The following is an 18,428-nucleotide window of genomic DNA, read 5'->3' on the forward strand; positions in this document are numbered from 1 at the left end:
CCTCAGTGTGACTCTTGTGTTGCCGCTCTGGCGGTGGTTGGGTCCTGATCACCTGGTGTTTGGCTCTTGATGGGCCTACCGGCATCACCATCAAAGGGTGAGGTCTGGTCTCCAAAAGTTGTGCCAACACCAGGTGTGATGGACCGACCGATGTGGCTTGATAGGAGCGTGGCACCGCCCCCAACTGAGGATTGCCCACCGGCCGGCCCAACCGTCCCTGTCCCTGTTTCTGAATCAGGAGGCAACCACCATGGTTGTTGTTGGAGTCGATGTACACAAGTCCACTCACACATTCGTCGCCGTCGATTCCGTCGGCAAGAAGCTAGGCCACCTCACCTCTGCGGCCACCACCGAAGGGCACCACACAGCGATCAACTGGGCACTCACCGAGTTCGGTGGCGATCTGGTGTGGGGTATCGAGGACTGCCGGCAGATGTCGACCCGCCTCGAGCGCGACCTGCTCGGCGCCGGCCAGACCGCGGTGCGCGTACCCACCAAGTTGATGGCCCAAGCCCGCTCCAGCGCTCGCACCCGCGGCAAGTCAGATCCCATCGACGCCCTGGCCGTGGCGCGAGCGGTACTACGCGAACCGGACCTGCCCGCCGCTGGCGCCGACCCCCAATCCCGCGAGTTACGGCTCCTCGTCGACTACCGGGAAGTCGCTGTCGCCCAACGCACTGCGTCAATCAACCGACTGCTGTGGCGGGTCCATGAGATCAATCCCGCCTACGCTCCCAAACCCCGGTCGCTGAGCATGAACAAGCACCAAAAAATACTCGCCACCCATCTCGCGAACCACACCAGCCTCCTCGCCGACATCGCCCGCGCGGAACTCGACGACATCATCTCGCTGACAGCCCGGATCAACAAGCTCGCCACCGAGATCGGCAAGCGAGTACGCCAACTGGTGCCGACCTTGCTCGAGTTGCCCGGCTGTGCCGAACTGACCGCCGGCAAAATCGTCGGCGAAACCGCCGGCATCTCCCGCTTCCGCTCCGCCGACGCCTACGCCAGCTACGCCGGCACAGCACCCATCCCCGTCTGGTCCGGCAACAGCGCCGGCCGCGTGCGACTACCCCGACACGGCAACCGACAGCTCAATACCGCACTGCACCGCATCGCCCTGACCCAAATCCGCCTCGAAGACTCCGACGGCTACACCTACTACCGCAACCGCCTCGCCGCCAACGACACCAAAACTTCAGCCCTACGGTGCCTGCGACGACGACTCATCCGCACCGTCTACCAACGACTCACCACCGACGCCCACACGCACCCCGCACCGACCGAACAAGCCGCCGCTTGACATAGGAGCAACTTTTGGCGAGCATTCCCCCAGGTGGGGACCGCCAAAGGGCCCCATCATCGGCGGTTACGGGGCGAGAAAGGATGCGAGGGAGGCCGAGTACATACCCACGTCATGGCTGCCCATGAGCTCGCGAGCGCTGTGCATCGCGAGTTGTGGGGCACCGACATCGACCGTGCTCAGTCCGGTGCGGGTCGCGGTGATGGGTCCGATGGTGGAACCGCACGGCAGATCGGCCCGATGAACGTAGCGCTGCAGCGGAACGCCGGCCTTGTCTGCAGCGTCCGCGAACAACGCCTCCCCCACGGCATCGCTGGCGTACCGCAGGTTCTGGTTCACCTTGAGCACCGGGCCACCGTTGATCGCGATCTGGTGCGCGGGTTCGTGCCGCTCGGGGTAATTCGGATGGGTCGCGTGCGCCATGTCTCCGGACGCGCACGCACTCATGGACATCGAGCGGAAGTAGTCTTCACGAGTTCCACCAGCTGCCAACACGATTCGCTCGAGCACCGTGGCGAGCAGATCGGAGGCGGCGCCGCGATCCGAACCGCTGCCCACCTCTTCGTGGTCGAACAGCGCCAGTACGGGGATCGCCGGCCCGAGTCCCGCCTCGACTGCGTCGAGCAGCGCGCGCGTGCCTGCGTAGCACGTGCCCTGATTGTCAAGCCGCGGCGCGCTGATCAGGTCACCTTCGACCCCGACGACGCGACTCGGCGCCAGATCGTGGGTCATCAGCTCCCAACCGAGTACCTGATCGACGGAGACGCTTGCTTGCGACGCAATCCATTCCAGGAAACGCGGCCCCTTGTCGCCGACACCCCAGATGGCGTTGACATGCCGCTGCGGATCGAGGGAGACGCCACCGCGGTCCTCGGACAGATGGATCGCGAGCTGCGGTACCCGCAGAACCGGCTCGTCGACGCGAATCAGCTCCTGGCGCAATCCATCCGGCTCGCGGATGGCGATGCGCCCGGAGATGCCCAGATCGCGGTCGAGCCATGAGTTGAGCCACGCGCCGCCGTACTTCTCGAGCCCGACCATCGACAGTCCCGCCGAGCGCAGTTCGGGATGCTGCTTGACGCGCAGATTGGGGCTGTCGGTGTGGCCCCCGATGATCCGGAAACTCCGGCCGTGCCCGCTACTGTCCCAGGCAACGATGGACCCGCCGCGGATCACGTAGTGCCGACCCGGGGTCGACGGCCACTGGTGGCCTTCGCTCAGCTCACGAAAACCTGCCGCCTCCAACAGCTTCGCGACGGTCTCACACACATGGAAGGGCGACGGCGAGGCGTCGACGAACGAGCAGAGCCCGGATGCGGTGGCCGTGGTGGTCAGCATGAAGTACTCAGGCCGCGGCCAGAACCGCGTCGAGAGCCGAGTAGAACAGGCCGAGGCCGTCGTCGCTCGGGCCGGTCAATGCCTCGGTCGCGTGTTCGGGGTGTGGCATCAATCCGACGACTTTGCCGTTGGCGCTGGAGATTCCGGCGATGGAGCGCATCGACCCGTTCGGGTTGTCGCCTGCGTAGCGGAACACCACCCGCCCTTCGCCCTCGAGCTCGTCGAGCACGTCTTCGGAGGCGACGAAGCGACCTTCGCCTGACTTCAGGGGGATGAGAATCTCGGCACCGGGCTCAAAGCGACTGCTCCACGCCGAGGTGGTCGAGTCGACCCGTAGCCACTGATCACGACACAGGAAGTGCAGACCCTCGTTGCGGGTGAGCGCGCCGGGGAGCAGGCCTGCCTCGCAGAGCACCTGAAAGCCGTTGCAGATACCGAGGATCGGTATCCCTTTGCCCGCGGCTTCGACAAGCGCACCCATCACGGGCGCAAAACGGGCGATGGCGCCGGCCCGGAGGTAATCACCGTACGAGAACCCACCGGGCACCACCACGGCGTCGACACCTCGGAGGTCGCCATCGCCGTGCCAGAGCTCTACCGCTTCGGCCCCCGCGAGCCGGACGGCCCGTGAGGCATCGACGTCGTCGAGCGTGCCGGGAAAGGTGATGACACCGATACGGGCCTTGCTCACGATGCGGGGCTCTCGACGCGGGTGACCGAGTACTCCTCGATCACGGTGTTCGCGAGGAGCTCGGCCGCGATGCGGTCGAGGGCCTCGTCGCTGACCGAGTCATCGACTTCGAGTTCGAAGCGCTTGCCCTGACGTACGTCGGCGATGCCCCCGAATCCCAGCCGGCCCAGCGCACCACTGATGGCCTGCCCCTGCGGATCCAGGATCTCTGCTTTGGGCATGACGTCCACTACCACTCGAGCCACTTCGGCGCTCCTCATTCAGCTGGGGTTTGCAGCCGTCACTCTACCGGCTATCAGCGGTGGTACCGCCGCGCGGAGTCCTCAGGCGGCCTTGCGCACCGACGAGAGGGTCAGGCTCCGATAGGTCTGTGGTTCGGATCCGTGGAGCAGAGCGAGATCGATGCAATCGAGTATCGCCTTGCCTGCGACCGGCTCCTCGAGGTGTTTCGCTGCCACAGACAGTCGCACCACCCCACCCCGTCGGGCGATGCGCGCGGTGTTCGCCACCAGCAGGCGGCACCACCAGGGTTCGGTCGGAAGGCCGTCACCGATACCCACCACGCGAGCCCTCATCTGCGTTCCGGTGACCACATTGTCGATACTCGTCGAACCGAGGTTGGTCCGGAACCCGCGGATCGGCATGGCCGCCCGCGCACCCGGCGATGCGTTCCAGCGCGGCGCCGCGAAGATACGGGTCCTCAGACCGCTGTGCTCGAGGACCCGGTCGGCCGCGAGCAGCCGAAGACCGGCTTCGTGGGAGTTCAGCTCGGCGAACTCGGCGCGCCTCTTGCGGCTCGGTACCTGGTTGTAACCGTGCAGGACGATTGCGTCGTCACCGGCTCGCCGCTCGCGCAACCATTCGCACGTCCGGTCGTCCTCGGCAAGTCGATAGCCGCCTTTGAGGCGCGGGGCGACCAGATACGAGATCGGCACCTCACGCTCTGACATTCGAGCGGCGAAACCCTGCACCTGCGGCAACGTTTCTGCACGAATACCCGACACCGAGACGATCACCTGTCCTGCCATGGGGCCAGTATCGCGAAGTCAGGTGGTCATCCGGTTGCCGTCAGATGGACAACATCGAAAGTCTGGGCAGGCCGGCCAAGACTTTCCCGATGGCCGCTGGGCTAGTCGAGCACTTTCTCGATAGCACCGACGACCTCGGCCGAATCCGGTTCGGTCCGCGGTCGGAACCGGCCCACGACGGCGCCGTCGGAGTCGAGCAGGAACTTCTCGAAGTTCCACTGGACATCGCCCGCTGTTCCCTCGGCGTCTTCGGCCTGGGTCAGCTCGGCGTAGAGAGGGTGGCGGTCGGCGCCGTTGACGTCGGTCTTCTCCAGCAGCGGAAAGGTGACGCCATACGTGGTGGAGCAGAACGTCTCGATCTCCTCGGCGGTGCCGGGCTCCTGACCCATGAACTGGTTACACGGCACCCCCACGACGGTCAGGCCACGTTCGCGGTAGTCCTTGGCGAGCTTTTCGAGACCGGCATACTGCGGTGTCAAGCCGCACTTGCTGGCGACGTTGACCACCAGTACGGGTCCGGGGAACGCTGCGAGGCTCGTCGATTCTCCCGTGAGGGTGCGGAGCGGGATGTTCTTGGTATCGGTCATCCCCTCAGGCTACTGAGATCGCGCCGACCACCCGGTGATGTAACGGAAAACACATTACTTGCGGTGTCATCAATAGTTGCGTTGACGTTACTGTTGCCAAGTGTCAACAGATGTCGAGGTCGAGCAGACCTACCAAACCGTTCATGAGTTCCTGCTGAGGCTCTCGTGTGCCATCGATGTCGACGCCATGGACGACATCATCGACACCGAACTCGGCTTCACCCACTTCAAGGCGCTGCTGATACTCAGCAGGCACGGGCGGGCGCTGTCGGTCAACGAACTGGCCGACGAACTCCATCTGTCGCTCGCCGCAACCGGCCGTGCCGTCGACAAACTGGTTCATCTGGACCTGGTGTTGCGACGCGAGGACGACCACGACCGTCGGATCAAGCGGGTTTCCCTCGCCGAGGCCGGCATGAAAGCAGTTGCGGTCAGCGTCAACCGGCGGGAAGATGTGATCCGTGAAGTGATCGCGAAACTGCCCGAAGACCTTCGGATGAACCTGCGCGATGCACTCCTGCCGATACTCGCCGGCGACTACCTGAGCACACCGGCATGTTCCGAAGGCGCTGTGTTCACACAAGAACTCGAGTCGGCATCGCCGGCTGCACACTAGACGCGCTCGAATCGATTTCAGAAAGTAGCTTGATGACATCTCCCGAAACCACGAAGGACGCGAGCGACAAGCTCGATCCCGCCGTGATCAAGATCGCCATCGTCGTCGTGCTCGGCGCGATCATGGCAATCCTCGACACCACGGTGGTGTCGGTGGCGCAGAACACCTTCCAGGCGGACTTCGACACCGATCAGGCAGGTGCCGCCTGGACGATCACCGGCTACACCCTGGCGCTTGCTGCCGTCATCCCCCTCTCCAGTTGGGCTGCGGCGCGTTTCGGCACCAAGAACGTCTACCTGACATCTCTGGTGCTGTTCGTGCTGGGCTCCGTACTGTGTGCACTCGCCTGGGACATCACTTCTCTGACCGTCTTCCGCGTGTTGCAGGGGCTCGGTGGCGGCATGCTCATGCCCGTCGGCATGATGATCCTGACCAAGGCGGCAGGCCCGACCAAGATCGGTTCGGTCATGGCGGTACTCGGTATCCCCATGCTGCTCGGCCCGATCATGGGTCCGATCATCGGTGGCGCCCTCATCGAGTACGTCAGCTGGCACTGGATCTTCCTGATCAACGTGCCGATCGGCGTAGCGGCATTCATCTACGCGATCATCATCCTGCCCGGTGAAAACGAATCCGCCCGACCGAAGTTCGACTTCATCGGACTCCTGTTGCTGTCGCCGGGCCTCGCGCTGTTCCTGTACGGGATCACGCTGAGCACCGAACATGGAAGCTTCACCGATCCTTCCGTCCTCATCACCGCCGGAATAGGCCTCCTGCTGATGATCGGCTTCGTGTTCCACGCCCTGCGGACCGCGAACCCGCTGCTCGACCTGCGGCTGTTCCGCAACAGCAAGCTCTCCATGGCCGTGATCACGATGGCACTGTTCATGATCGCCTTCCTCGGTGCGGCGCTGTTGTTCCCGCAGTACTACATCGGGGTCCGCGGCGAAACCACCTTGATGACCGGTCTGCTGCTGGCCCCGCAGGGTATCGGCGCAATGCTGACGATGCCGATGTCGGGCAAGCTCACCGACCGTCAGGGACCCGGGAAACTGGTGATGGCCGGAATCGTGCTGATCGCAGCCGGACTCAGTTTCTTCATCTTCCTCGGACCGGACACGTCCTTCTGGTTGCTCAGCGTCGCGCTCTTCATCCAGGGCCTCGGCATGGGTATGACGATGATGCCGATCATGTCGGCCGCGCTCGCCACCTTGTCCGACAAGCAGGTTCCCGACGGCTCGACCTTGATGAACGTCGTCCAGCAGGCCGCCGGCTCGGTGGGCACCGCCATCATCTCCGTGATCCTCGTGAACAACCTGCGAGGAGCAGACAACGTGACCGCGATGGCCGACGGGTTCGGCAAGACCTTCATCGTCACCACGGTCCTGATCGCACTCTGCATCATCCCGGCGTTCTTCTTGCCGCGGAAAGCGATTGCCCGCAGCACCACCGACGCCGACGGCAAGCCCGTGGCACCGGTGATGATGCACTAGCAAAAGCCCCCATCACAACAAGCAGCGCCTGTCCGGTTCGTACCGGACAGGCGCTGCTGTTGTCTGTCGCCCGAGTTCAGATGGCGCGGGTCTGCCGCAGCACCCAGGCGTACTCGAAAGCTACTTCTTCCCACTGCTTGTACCGACCGCTGACTCCACCGTGGCCGGCCTTCATCTCGGTCTTCAGAAGGATGGGCGCGTCGCCGGTGGTGTTGTCCTGCAATCGAGCCACCCACTTCGCGGCCTCGGTGTACATGACGCGGGTGTCGTTGAGCGAGGTGATCGCCAGGATCTCCGGGTAGGCCTTGGCGTCGACGTTCTCGTACGGCGAATACGACCGCATGTACTCGTAGACTTCCTTGTTCGCCAACGGGTTGCCCCACTCATCCCATTCGATGACGGTGAGGGGCAGCGAGGGATCGAGGATGGACGTCAACGGGTCCACGAACGGCACGACGGCCAGGATGCCGTTGAACAGCTCGGGCGCCAGGTTCGCGACCGCACCGATCAGCAGTCCGCCGGCACTGCCGCCCTCGCCCACCAGATGCTCAGGGTCGGTGACCCCCTCATCGATCAGATGCCGGGCCGCGGAGACGAAGTCGGTGAAGGTGTTCTTCTTCGTCAGAGTCTTGCCGGTGTCGTACCAGTGCCTGCCCATCTCACCGCCGCCGCGGATGTGGGCGATGACGAACACCACACCCCGGTCGAGCAGGGACAGCCGGGAGATGGAGAACCCGGGGTCGTTGCTCGACTCGTAGGATCCGTAACCGTAGAGCAGGGTCGGCGCCGGACCCGAGGACTCGCCACGCCTGCGGATCACCGACAGCGGGATCTTGGTCCCGTCGGCGGCGGTGGCCCAATCACGGTGCTGCTCATAATCTGCCGGATCGTAGTCGCCGAGCACCACCTGGCGCTTGAGGAGGATCCGCTCGTCGGTGGCGACGTCGAGGTCGAAGACCTCCGTCGGGTTGATGAAGCTGGTGTAGCCGATCCGCAGGCGCGGCGCGGCCCATTCAGGATTGGCGCCCAGGCCGGCGGAGTAGAGCTCTTCGTCGAAGGAGACCTCCACGAACTCGACGTCACCCTTGCCGAGCTGGGCGATCGAGAGGCGCGGCAGCGCCTCGCGCCGATAGCTCAGGACCAGTTGATCGGCGAACGCGTCGACGTCCTCGATACGCACGGCGCTGTCGTGCGCGACGAGCACGCGCGTGTCGGTGGGGTCGGACACCGGGGCGTCGAGCAGCTCGAAGTTCTCGGCGTTCTTGTTGTGCAGGATCAGGAATCGGTCTTGGCCGTCGATGACCGCGTGTTCGACGCCGTACTCGACGCCTTCCTCCCGCGGCCAGACGATCTCGAACTCACCGGTGGGGTTCGCCGCGTCCAGCACCCGGACCTCGGAGGTGATCTTCGACCCCAGGGAGATCATCAGGTACTTGTCGCTGCGGGTGCCACCGATACCGACCCAGTACTGCTCGTCGGGTTCGTGGAAGACCTTGACGTCGGGGGTACCGGCGCCGAGGTCGTGCCGCCAGACGGTATCGGGACGCCACGCCTCGTCCACCGTCTGATAGAACACGTGGTTGCCATCCAGCGACCAGAGGGCGCCCGGCGCGGTGTCGGCGATCTCGTCGGCGAGCAGCTCGCCGGTCCCGAGGTTCTTGAACCGCATGGTGTATCGCTCGTTGCCGGTCGCATCGACGCTGTAGGCCAGGAGCGTGCCGTCTTCACTGACCGACAGGGCGCCGAGACTGAAGAAGTCGGTCCCCTCGGCCTCTGCATTGGAGTCGAGCAGGATTTCCTCGCCGGGCACCTCCTGCCCCGGCTCTACCTTCGGTGGGGTCCAGTCATCAGGACCTGCGATCGGGCAGCGGGCGTGCAGCGGGTACTGCTTGCCCTCTTCGGTGCGGGCGTAGTACCAGAACTGTCCACGACGGGTGGGCACCGACATGTCGGTTTCCTGTGTGCGACTCTTGATCTCACCGAAGATGTCATCACGCAGCCCGGCGAGGTCCGCGGTGTGTGCTGAGGTGTAGTCGTTCTGCCGCTCGAGGAAGGCGATGACCTCGGGGTCTTCCTTGTCCCGCAACCACTCGTAGTGGTCGATCACCGTCTCACCGTGATGGGTGCGTTCGAACGGGATCTTCTTCGCGGCAGGCGGCGTTGCGCCGGGGGCCTGCGAGGTGTCTGTCACTGTTCTCCCTTCGGCCAGTCATCGAATGACAGGCCTGAAATACGTTCATACGCTTCGATGTATCGATCGCGAGTGCGTTGCGCGACGTCGTCGGGCAGCGGTGGCGGTGGGCCGTCGGCGGCGCGATCCCAGCCCGACTCCGGACTCGTCAGCCAGTTGCGGACGATCTGCTTGTCGAAGCTGGGCTGCACCAGGCCAGGCCGGTAGTCGTCGGCGTCCCAGTACCTCGAGCTGTCCGGGGTCAGGACTTCGTCGGCGAGGACCACGGTGCCCGCCTCGTCCAGCCCGAATTCGAACTTGGTGTCGGCGAGGATGATCCCTCTGGCCGCTGCGAGATCTGAGCCGCGAGAGTAGATGTCGAGCGTCAGCTCACGAAGCCTGGTTGCCAGTGTTTCGCCGACCGTCGCCACCACCGCCTCGAAGCTGACGTTCTCGTCGTGCGCTCCGAGATCGGCTTTGGTGGCCGGGGTGAAGATCGGCTCCGGCAACTTGCTCGACTCTTCGAGCCCGGTCGGCAATTCGATGCCGCACACAGACCCGGTGGCGATGTAGTCGAGCAGCCCCGAACCGGTCAGGTACCCGCGTGCCACACATTCGACGGGCAGCATGTCGAGCTTCTTGACCACCAGGGCACGCCCCACGAGATCGGCGGGGATGCGGGGGTCGTTCTCGTCACCCGCCAGATGATGCGGCACACCGAGTGCTCCGAAGTAGTACACGCTCATCGCTGTCAGCACCCGACCCTTGTCAGGGATCGGTGTGGAAAGGATGTGATCGAACGCGGAGATCCGGTCCGAGGCCACCATCAGCATCGTGCTGTCGTCGATCGAATAGAGATCACGAACTTTGCCGGCAGCAAGGTGTTCGTAGGATTCCAGGCTCGGACGCATGCATTTCAGGCTAGTCGGGCCCCGTTCGGAGCGGTGATCTGCCCTACAGCGACAGCCCCAAGATCAGCGCGACGACACCGATAGCCGGTGGGACGAGCTGAATCAGCGCCGCCCGAGCTTTGCTGGGCGAGGACGTGATGAGTACGAGTCCGGCAGCCACCATCGAACCGGCCCCCGCGAACACCAGCGCTGCACCCGCCGCGGTCTGGTCGACCGCGATCAGCACGATGCCGATCACCGTCACGATCGCGAGGAAGAGATTGTAGAAGCCCTGGTTGTAGGCCATCTCCTTGGTCGCCTCGGCTTGCTCGGCACTGGTGCCGAACGTCTTTCTCGTAGCTGGTGCGGTCCACTGCACCGATTCGAGAACGAAGATGTACACGTGGATGAGCGCGGCGAGGCCGGCGAAGATCAGTCCCAGGACAGTCACCCGTCGAGCTTAGTGCGACGGAACGGATCCGAGTACACGGCTGCAACAATGACCCGGTGACTGAATCGAGCGCGGCCGTGACCATCACCTACTGCACTCAGTGCAACTGGGTCCTTCGGGCGTCATGGATGGCGACGGAGTTGCTCAACACCTTCGGCACCGAGCTGGGTTCGGTCACTCTCGTGCCAGGTACCGGTGGTGTCTTCTCGATCGAGATCGACGGTACGTTGATCTGGGAGCGCAAGCGCGACAAAGGTTTTCCCGACATAGTCACCTTGAAGAAGCTGGTACGCAATGTCGCGGCGCCGGAGTGGGATCTCGGCCACGCAGACAAGACCGATCCCGAGCAGGCCTAGGCGCCGCCGCTGATCGCGGGCGGCGCAGCGCCCGGAAACCGGGTTTCGAAGTCGAGAACGCCCACCCAGGTGGGCCGCACCGCGATGCGGTGCATCCTGGCACCGTCTGCTCGCAATTGGTCGAAGTACGTGTCAGCGTCGTCGGCGGGCATGCCGCGACGCATCGTCAGCTCGTATTCTCCGACGATGCCGTCGACGTCGGTGACCACCGCGTCTCCGCGCAACAGCAGGACATGTGGCGGCGCATCGGCGGTGTCGATCGTGATCGCCACCGCAGGGTGGCGGCGCAGCGCCCGTACCTTGGCGGCGCCGGTGAACGTCGCCATCACCAACTCGGACCCCGTCCACCAGTGATTGATCGGGAGCACGCGCGGCGTTCCGTCGGATGCTGTGTAGGCCAAGCGAGCCGGAATGTCTTTGTGCAGCAGTTCTTGTGCGACGGCCGACTCCAGGAGGGCGAGGTCGCCCTGCGGCACAGCGGCGGTGGTCATGACGCCGCCTCGACGAACCTGCGCAGTTTGTCGAATGAGCTTCCCCAGCCACCCTTGGCGCCGTCGTCCGAGCTCAGGGGCCCCGGGGCGAGCAGGTGGAAAGTCATCGTCGTCGTGCCGGGCGAGGACTCGACAAAGCTCACCGTGCACACCGAGACCGATTCTGCGTCGGTCGGGTCACCCCAGGAGAACACCAGCCGGTCCGGCCGGGACACCTCTTGATAGACGCCGCTGGAGGCGAACTCCTCACCGGCCGGACCCACCATCACACCCCCGTACTCACCGCCGGGCCGTGCTTCGCCATACATCCGGTCTCTTGGCATCGTGAAACCTTCCGGACCCATCCACTGCGACGCCTGATCGCTGTCGACCCAGGCGTCGAAGACCACCTCGGGTCTGGCGGAGAACTCCCGCACGATGGTGAACTCGCGGGTTGCTGTGTCTGTCATGGTTCTTCCTCTCGGTTGCCGGATGCCGTGATCCGATTGATGTGTTGCTCGAGGCGGTCGAAGCTGCTTTCCCAGAATCGGCGGTAGTCACCGAGCCACGCGCTGGCCTCGGCGAGTGGGCCGGCCTCGAGCGAACATGGCCGCCATTGCGCGTCCCGCCCCCGCGAGATGAGGCCGGCCCGCTCGAGCACCTTGAGGTGCTTCGAGATCGCGGCCAGGCTCATGTCGAACGGCTCCGCCAGAGCCGACACCGTCGCCTCCCCTTCGGACAGTCGAGCCAGCAGGGCCCGTCTCGTGGGATCGGCGAGGGCCCCGAACACCACACTGAGCTGATCTTCGGCCACGACGTCGCCTCCTATTATTCAACCGATCAGTTATCAACCGGTTAGTTGAATAGTAGCGCTGAAAGAACGAGTGTCAACCGTTGCTGGAGCTGTTTCGGCACGCTCGCCGGACCCACGAAGAGCGAGCGAAGCTAGGCGACCACGACGGTCTCGCGGCCCCGCGTTGTCTGGACAGACGAGGAGCGAGCGAAGCGATGCGAGGAGGAAGGAAGACGACGCGCCCAGGGCCGGGACGACCCCGCGAGCGAGCGAGCAAATTCAACACAGCCACAACGGTCTCGCGGCCCCGCACGTTCTGGACTGAGGAGGAGCGAGCGCAGCGATGCGACCGACGAGGGAAGAACGTGCGCTCAGGGCCGCGACGACCCCGCGAGCGAGCGAGCAAATTCAACACAGCAAGCGAGCAAATTCAACCCAGCTACAAGATCGGGGCCGGACCGTACCCGGCGGCGTCGGGGTAGGCCGCGATGAGTTCGTTTACCTGGGCCACCACGGCAGCGACCTGGTGTTCGGCGGCACCGATGAAGGCGGATTTGTCGGCCAGAGCTGCGTCGAGCGCGGCCCGGTCCAACGGCAGTCGGTCGTCGGCGGCGAGCCGGTCCAGCAGGTCCGGTTCGCGACCGTCTTCGCGCATCGCCAGCGCCACGGCCACCGCGTTCTCCTTGATGGCCTCATGGGCCACCTCTCGACCGACCCCCGCGCGGACCGCGGCGATCAGTACCTTGGTCGTCGCGAGGAACGGCAGGTACCGATCGAGTTCTTTCGCGATCACCGCCGGGTAGGCGCCGAACTCGGCGAGCACGGTCAGGAAGGTCTCCATCAACCCGTCGATCGCGAAAAACGCGTCGGGCAGGGCTACCCGCCGGATCACCGAACAGAAGACGTCGCCTTCGTTCCACTGGGCTCCCGCCAGCTCGGCTGCCATCGATCCGTACCCGCGGAGGATCACCTGGAGTCCGTTCACGCGCTCGCAGCTGCGAGTGTTCATCTTGTGTGGCATCGCCGAGCTACCGACTTGCCCCGGCTGGAAGCCCTCGGTCACCAGTTCGTGACCGGCCATCAACCGGATGGTGTGTGCGAGCGACGACGGACCTGCCGCCACCTGCACGAGCGCCGAGACGACGTCGTGATCGAGGGATCGCGGGTAGACCTGGCCCACCGAGGTGAGTGACTTCGAAAACCCGAGATGTTCAGCGACTTTCGCCTCCAACTCGGACAGTTTCTCGACGTCTCCGTCGAGGAGGTCGAGCATGTCCTGACTGGTGCCCATCGGACCCTTGATGCCGCGCAGCGGGTAACGGGCGATGAGTTCGCGTAGCCGGGTGAGCGAGATGAGCAATTCGTCGGCAGCTGATGCGAACCGCTTGCCGAGGGTGGTCGCCTGTGCCGCAACGTTGTGGCTGCGGCCCGCCATCACCACCGACGAATACTGTGCGGCGCGCTCGGCAAGGCGGGCTGCAGTCGCGACACCATGCGCGTGGACGTGCTCGAGGGAGCGCAGGATCTGCAGCTGTTCGACGTTCTCGGTCAGGTCGCGGCTGGTCATGCCCTTGTGGATCTGCTCATGACCGGCGAGGGCGTTGAACTCCTCGATCCTGGCCTTCACGTCGTGACGGGTCACCCGCTCACGATCGGCGATCGATTCGAGATCGATCTGGTCGACGACGCGTTCGTAGTCGGCGATGGCGTCATCCGGGACGTCGACGCCCAGGTCGCGTTGCGCCTTGAGAACAGCGATCCACAGCTGCCGCTCCAGCACGATCTTGTGGTCGGCGGACCACAGACGCACCAGGTCAGCAGAGGCGTATCGTCCGGCCAGGACGTTGGCCACGCGGGGTTTGGTCACTGGCAATTCTGATTCAGGCACCGGCCCATTATGCGATACGCCGACAGGGGCGAGAAATTCGTCGTTCGCGACCTCAGGCCGAGGCGACCGGGGCCAGCTGATCGATGACCTCGCACAGCGCCACCTGGGTGACCTTGACCAGGTCGTCGACGGAGTCGGCGAGTGCCCCGATGACGACGCCGTCCTCCACCGCCATGAGCTGCTCGATCCCGGTCGGGTCTGTGCTGCGACCGGACTTCTCCAGGACCTCAAAATGTATGTTGCGTAGCGAATTACGGTGATCGACCAACACCTGATGCAGGCGTGGCACTCGCGCACACAGGACTATCGCCTCGTACCGGCAGGTCAACCGCTCGCGGGTGGTCCGCTCTCCCACGAACACCTCGGCAAGCGCCTCGGCGGTGGTCTCACCGCCCCGGCGCCGCCTGGGTAGTGCGTGCGCTCGTTCTGCGATGGCGTCATGGTCGCCGCGACAGTTGAACTCGACCGCCTCGACGACCAGATCCTCAAGGGAGGCAAAGTAATACGTGGTCGAAGCCAGGGGTAGTTGGGCTCGGTCCGCGACCGCACGGTGACGCACGGCGTCGAACCCACCTTCGAGCAGCAGTTCCCCGGCGGCGGCGATCAGTCGCGCGCGCCGACGCGTTCCTTTGGGGGTTGCTGCTGCTCTCACCCCGCCATGGTGCCAAAGCCGCGCAGCGGTGGGTCCATTTCCGCGAAAATCTGACCCTGGGAAACGATTTCAGCTATTGGGGCAGCCTGGACGACATCTCAGCGCAAGACCGGTTCGAGTCGGCGCAGTGCCTCGCCGATGTCTTCGGTCGCGCCGGCGAAACTCATCCGCACTGTCTGGTTGCCACGACGGGTGTCGAAATCGAGTCCCGGCGCCATCGCGACCCCGGTCTGTTCCAGTACGCCTTCGCACCACCCGAGGGAATCGTCGGTGATCGCGGACAGGTCGGCGTACACGTAGAAGGCTCCGTCGGGCGGCGCCACCTCGGTGACCCCCAGCGCCGCCAGCCCGTCGACGAGCAGTTCGCGGTTGCGGGCGTATCTGTGGACGTGGCCGTCGAGCTCGACCCTCGATTCACGGCTGAACGCCGCGACCGCGGCGTGCTGACTGATCGTGGGCGGACAGATCGTGAGATTGGCCGTCAGTCGCTCGACGGCACGCCGCAGTGGCGTAGGCACCAGCATCCATCCCAGCCGCCAGCCGGTCATCGAGTAATACTTCGACACCGAGCCCATGACCACCGACTGCCTTGAGGTCTCCCAGGCGCAGGATGTGGACCTGCCGTAGCTGATCCCGTGGTAGATCTCGTCGGAGATCAGCAGGGTGCCGTGGGCGTCGCACCAGCGCGCGAGATCGGCGAGTTCGGCGGGGTCGAGGATGGTCCCGGTCGGGTTCGCCGGACTGGCCACGATCAGTCCGGCCGGCGGACGATCGAGTGCGTCGAGCATCGCTGTGGTCGGTTGAAAACGCGTCTGGGGGCCACAGTCGAGTTCCACGACGTCACAGCCGAGCGCGGCGAGGCTGTTGCGGTAGGCGGGGTACCCGGGCCGGGCCATGGCGACCGTGTCGCCGGCGTCGAAGGCCGCCAGGAAGATGAGCGTGAATGCTCCCGACGAACCGGTCGTGATGACCACGTCGGCCGCCTCGGCCCGGACACCGTAGGTGTCGGTGTAGTGCTGAGCGATCACCTCGCGCAGCGGCATGATGCCGAGTGATTCCGTGTAGCCGAGCGGGGAGGCGTCGAGCGCCAGCTTCGTCGCGGCCAGGACCGGAGCGGGAGCAGACGTCGACGGCTGTCCGGCGGCCAGCGAGATGACATCCAGACCCCGCGCCCTCCGCTGCGCGATGGCCGCCAGCACGTCCATCACATGGAACATCTGCACTTCGGATCTCTCTGATTGCGACCGCATGGCTTCGAAGTTAGCTGGTTGTCAGAACGACGTCAGGTGTGTCTGGTGCGTGCACCACCGGCCACCGGTGCGCTCGCAGGTACCGTGTATTCCGCAATGAGTACTTTTGGCATCCGCGCCCGCGACATCGGAGGCAGCGGCGATTCCCGGACACCACGCGGCGTCACCGGCCGTCGCGCTGTGCTGGGTGCCGGGCTGGGCCTGGGAGCGCTGGGAATCCTGGCGGCCTGCGGCAAAGACGAACCGGAGCGGGTCGCGCCGCAGCCCGCCCGCGCCAACGACCCCGGAGCGCAGACCAGCTCTCCCCCACCGGCGGCCACCGGTGCTGCGGAGATGTTCACCGGCAGTTTCGTATCGGCGAAAATGCTTGGTCGGCAGACCAACTGGACCGTCGCCCGACCTGCGGGCGTGACCGGCGACCTGCCCGTTGTCGTCGTCCTCCATGCCCTCAACACCGACCAGCGCGCGGCCTTCCAGGGCGGGCTGGAGATGCAGAACCTGATGCAGCAGTGGGCCACGGAGGGCAATGCTCCGTTCGCGCTGGCATCGGTGGACGCCGCCCGCAGCTATTACCACCCCCGTGCGGACGGAACCGACGGCGGCGCGATGGTGCTCGAGGAGTTCTTGCCACTGCTCGAGGGCACCCCGGAACTCGGGTTGCGCACCGACCGGGTCGGATTCTTCGGTTGGTCGATGGGTGGTTACGGCGCGTTGCGTCTCGGGGCGATGCTCGGCGCCCCTCGGGTCGCGGCGATCGCCGTCAGCTCCCCCGCCCTGTGGGCAGACCCCGCCACCTTTCCGGCGAGGGCGTTCGACAACGCCGCCGACTACCAGGCCAACTCGTTGTTCGGACAACAGGATTCGTTCTCGAAGATCCCACTCCTGATCGAATGCGGATCCAGCGACCAGTTCTTCACCTACACCCGGCAATGGATGGCGGGGCTGCGGCCGCCGCCCGCATTCGGGACGTCACCGGGCGGGCACACCAATCGGTACTGGCGCGGTGTGCTGCCGGGCCAGGTGACCTTCCTCGGGCGCAACCTCGCCGGCTGAAGTCGGAGAAACGCAGACTTCCTCCGATTCTCGCGAGACCCTCCGACTCCAACCGGAGGAAGTAGCCACAATCGGAGGAGGTGTCATCTCCTCCGGTTTCAGCGGCAGCCCGAGCGCGTGGAGAAGTGACCCAGATCAGATACTGATCCGACCCTCTTCGGCGGCAAGCCCGATGTCGCTGCGGAAGTGTGAGCCAGGGAGCTTGACCCCGGCCAGCCGTTCGTAGGCCTGGGCGCGCGCCGCAGCTAGGTCCGCACCGACCCCGACGACGCTCAGCACGCGGCCCCCGCTGGAGACCACTGCACCGTCGGCGAGTGCGGTGCCGGCGTGCAGAACGCCCTCTGCGTCGGATCCGGTGATGGCGTCACCCGTCCGCGGCCTGCCGGGATAGTTCTCCGCGGCGAGCACCACGGTCACGGCGGCGCCGTCCTCCCATTCCAGGGGTGGCAACTGGTCCAGTACACCCGACGCCGTCGCGTTCAGCGCGACACCGAGCGGCGACTTCAGCAGGGCCAAGACAGCCTGGGTCTCGGGATCACCGAAACGGCAGTTGAATTCGACGACGGCGGGACCATCGGTGCCGATTGCCAGACCCGCATACAGCAGACCTGAGAATGGGATCTCCCGCGCAAGCAACTCCGCCGCGACAGGTGTGACGACCTCGTCGACGATCCGTTGCGTCATCTCGTCGGGCAGCCACGGTAGCGGGGTGTACGCGCCCATGCCGCCGGTGTTCGGGCCCGCATCGCCGTCGCCGACGCGTTTGTGGTCTTGCGCGGGCAGCAGCGGGACGACCGTGGCGCCGTCGACGAGGCAGAACAGCGACACCTCAGGGCCGTCGAGGAAAGACTCCAGCAGAACCGGATGACCGCTCTCGAGCAGATCGGCGGCGTGGATGCGGGCGGCGTTCCGGTCGGTGGTGACCACGACGCCTTTGCCCGCGGCCAGCCCGTCGTCCTTGACCACCCAGGTCGGCCCGAAACGATCGAGCGCGGCGTCGAGGTGGGCGGGGTTGTCGACGATCTCGCTGTGCGCGGTACGAACACCGGCTGCGGCCATCACGTCTTTCGCAAAGGCCTTGGATCCCTCGATCTTTGCCGCCTCGGCGCCGGGGCCGAACGTGGCGAATCCCGCGGCGCGCAGGGCATCAGCGACACCGAGCACCAGCGGCACCTCGGGGCCGATGACCACCAGATCTGCGGCGACGGATCTCGCGAGCGCAACCACGGCGTCCGACGAGACGATGTCGACGTCGTGATTGGTGGCCAGCGCTGCGGTACCCGGATTACCGGGCGCCACATGTAGGTCGGTGACCGACGGGTCGCGCTGCAGGCCCAGAACTAGGGCGTGTTCGCGGCCGCCCGATCCGATGACGAGTACTCGCACGTGCCTGACC

20 protein-coding genes are annotated in these 18,428 nt (G+C 65.3%); 5 read left to right on the forward strand and 15 right to left on the reverse strand.

All coding sequences use genetic code 11. The features are described 5' to 3' along the window. The first annotated feature begins 250 nt into the window (after positions 1–250). Complete coding sequence (locus BH683_RS01700) at positions 251–1,306, forward strand: IS110 family transposase (protein ID WP_084834247.1); 1,056 nt, start codon at positions 251–253, stop codon at positions 1,304–1,306. Between the two features lie 66 nt (positions 1,307–1,372). On the opposite strand, the gene BH683_RS01705 is transcribed toward BH683_RS01700, so the two are convergent. The 5 genes from BH683_RS01705 to BH683_RS01725 all read right to left on the reverse strand — a co-directional run bounded on the left by BH683_RS01705 (position 1,373) and on the right by BH683_RS01725 (position 4,950). After that, positions 1,373–2,644 (reverse strand): M18 family aminopeptidase, encoded by a 1,272-nt coding sequence (locus tag BH683_RS01705; protein WP_084834541.1) that lies wholly within the window; start codon positions 2,642–2,644, stop codon positions 1,373–1,375. A 7-nt stretch (positions 2,645–2,651) separates the two neighbouring features. Continuing rightward, complete coding sequence (gene purQ, locus BH683_RS01710) at positions 2,652–3,335, reverse strand: phosphoribosylformylglycinamidine synthase subunit PurQ (protein ID WP_084834542.1); 684 nt, start codon at positions 3,333–3,335, stop codon at positions 2,652–2,654. Further along, positions 3,332–3,580: a phosphoribosylformylglycinamidine synthase subunit PurS gene (purS, locus tag BH683_RS01715; RefSeq protein ID WP_084834577.1), complete on the reverse strand. Its 249-nt coding sequence runs from the start codon at positions 3,578–3,580 to the stop codon at positions 3,332–3,334. The genes purQ and purS overlap by 4 nt, the downstream gene beginning before the upstream one ends. A gap of 78 nt (positions 3,581–3,658) precedes the next feature. Then, the gene (locus BH683_RS01720; RefSeq protein ID WP_084834543.1) at positions 3,659–4,363 is read right to left on the reverse strand and encodes a DUF2334 domain-containing protein; all 705 of its coding nucleotides are present in this window, start codon (positions 4,361–4,363) and stop codon (positions 3,659–3,661) included. A 101-nt stretch (positions 4,364–4,464) separates the two neighbouring features. Next, on the reverse strand, positions 4,465–4,950 hold the full coding sequence (locus tag BH683_RS01725; protein ID WP_084834544.1) for a glutathione peroxidase: 486 nt from the start codon (positions 4,948–4,950) through the stop codon (positions 4,465–4,467). Between the two features lie 100 nt (positions 4,951–5,050). On the opposite strand from BH683_RS01725, the gene BH683_RS01730 reads away from it, so the two are divergent. Beyond that, on the forward strand, positions 5,051–5,566 hold the full coding sequence (locus tag BH683_RS01730; RefSeq protein WP_246833138.1) for a MarR family transcriptional regulator: 516 nt from the start codon (positions 5,051–5,053) through the stop codon (positions 5,564–5,566). Positions 5,567–5,598: 32 nt separating this feature from the next. After that, complete coding sequence (locus tag BH683_RS01735) at positions 5,599–7,059, forward strand: DHA2 family efflux MFS transporter permease subunit (RefSeq protein ID WP_084834545.1); 1,461 nt, start codon at positions 5,599–5,601, stop codon at positions 7,057–7,059. A 76-nt stretch (positions 7,060–7,135) separates the two neighbouring features. Here BH683_RS01735 and BH683_RS01740 read toward each other — a convergent pair whose 3' ends face one another. The 3 genes from BH683_RS01740 to BH683_RS01750 are packed head-to-tail and all read right to left on the reverse strand — an operon-like array spanning position 7,136 to position 10,570. After that, a complete protein-coding gene (locus tag BH683_RS01740) occupies positions 7,136–9,250 on the reverse strand; it encodes a S9 family peptidase (RefSeq protein WP_084834546.1) in 2,115 nt (704 codons plus the stop codon). Beyond that, positions 9,247–10,140, reverse strand: coding sequence for a phosphoribosylaminoimidazolesuccinocarboxamide synthase (locus BH683_RS01745; RefSeq protein WP_084834547.1), 894 nt, complete (start codon positions 10,138–10,140; stop codon positions 9,247–9,249). The genes BH683_RS01740 and BH683_RS01745 overlap by 4 nt, the downstream gene beginning before the upstream one ends. A 43-nt stretch (positions 10,141–10,183) precedes the next feature. Next, a complete protein-coding gene (locus BH683_RS01750; RefSeq protein ID WP_084834548.1) occupies positions 10,184–10,570 on the reverse strand; it encodes a DUF1304 domain-containing protein in 387 nt (128 codons plus the stop codon). 56 nt (positions 10,571–10,626) lie between these two features. On the opposite strand from BH683_RS01750, the gene BH683_RS01755 reads away from it, so the two are divergent. Beyond that, positions 10,627–10,926: a SelT/SelW/SelH family protein gene (locus tag BH683_RS01755; RefSeq protein WP_084834549.1), complete on the forward strand. Its 300-nt coding sequence runs from the start codon at positions 10,627–10,629 to the stop codon at positions 10,924–10,926. Here the strand turns inward: BH683_RS01755 and BH683_RS01760 are convergent. The 6 genes from BH683_RS01760 to BH683_RS01785 all read right to left on the reverse strand — a co-directional run bounded on the left by BH683_RS01760 (position 10,923) and on the right by BH683_RS01785 (position 15,979). Next, positions 10,923–11,417, reverse strand: coding sequence for a pyridoxamine 5'-phosphate oxidase family protein (locus BH683_RS01760; RefSeq protein ID WP_084834550.1), 495 nt, complete (start codon positions 11,415–11,417; stop codon positions 10,923–10,925). The two genes, BH683_RS01755 and BH683_RS01760, sit on opposite strands and share 4 nt — an antisense overlap. Further along, positions 11,414–11,866 carry an SRPBCC domain-containing protein gene (locus tag BH683_RS01765; RefSeq protein ID WP_084834551.1) on the reverse strand — a complete coding sequence of 151 codons (453 nt, stop codon included), beginning with the start codon at positions 11,864–11,866 and terminating at the stop codon, positions 11,414–11,416. Before BH683_RS01765 ends, BH683_RS01760 begins: the two co-directional genes overlap by 4 nt. Beyond that, a complete protein-coding gene (locus tag BH683_RS01770) occupies positions 11,863–12,210 on the reverse strand; it encodes a metalloregulator ArsR/SmtB family transcription factor (protein ID WP_084834552.1) in 348 nt (115 codons plus the stop codon). The genes BH683_RS01765 and BH683_RS01770 overlap by 4 nt, the downstream gene beginning before the upstream one ends. A gap of 418 nt (positions 12,211–12,628) precedes the next feature. Next, the gene (gene purB, locus BH683_RS01775; RefSeq protein WP_084834553.1) at positions 12,629–14,056 is read right to left on the reverse strand and encodes an adenylosuccinate lyase; all 1,428 of its coding nucleotides are present in this window, start codon (positions 14,054–14,056) and stop codon (positions 12,629–12,631) included. Positions 14,057–14,129: 73 nt separating this feature from the next. Continuing rightward, positions 14,130–14,729, reverse strand: a complete 600-nt coding sequence (locus tag BH683_RS01780) for a TetR family transcriptional regulator (RefSeq protein ID WP_084834554.1) — start codon at positions 14,727–14,729, stop codon at positions 14,130–14,132. Between the two features lie 98 nt (positions 14,730–14,827). Further along, a complete protein-coding gene (locus BH683_RS01785; protein WP_084834555.1) occupies positions 14,828–15,979 on the reverse strand; it encodes a pyridoxal phosphate-dependent aminotransferase in 1,152 nt (383 codons plus the stop codon). A gap of 96 nt (positions 15,980–16,075) precedes the next feature. On the opposite strand from BH683_RS01785, the gene BH683_RS01790 reads away from it, so the two are divergent. After that, on the forward strand, positions 16,076–17,032 hold the full coding sequence (locus BH683_RS01790; protein WP_084834579.1) for an alpha/beta hydrolase: 957 nt from the start codon (positions 16,076–16,078) through the stop codon (positions 17,030–17,032). A 135-nt stretch (positions 17,033–17,167) separates the two neighbouring features. Here the strand turns inward: BH683_RS01790 and purD are convergent, their stop codons facing one another. After that, the gene (purD, locus tag BH683_RS01795) at positions 17,168–18,418 is read right to left on the reverse strand and encodes a phosphoribosylamine--glycine ligase (RefSeq protein ID WP_084834580.1); all 1,251 of its coding nucleotides are present in this window, start codon (positions 18,416–18,418) and stop codon (positions 17,168–17,170) included. Positions 18,419–18,428: the final 10 nt, after the last annotated feature.

Origin of the sequence: Williamsia sp. 1138 (genome assembly GCF_002095435.2) — a bacterium.
Classification (GTDB): Bacteria; Actinomycetota; Actinomycetes; order Mycobacteriales; family Mycobacteriaceae; genus Williamsia.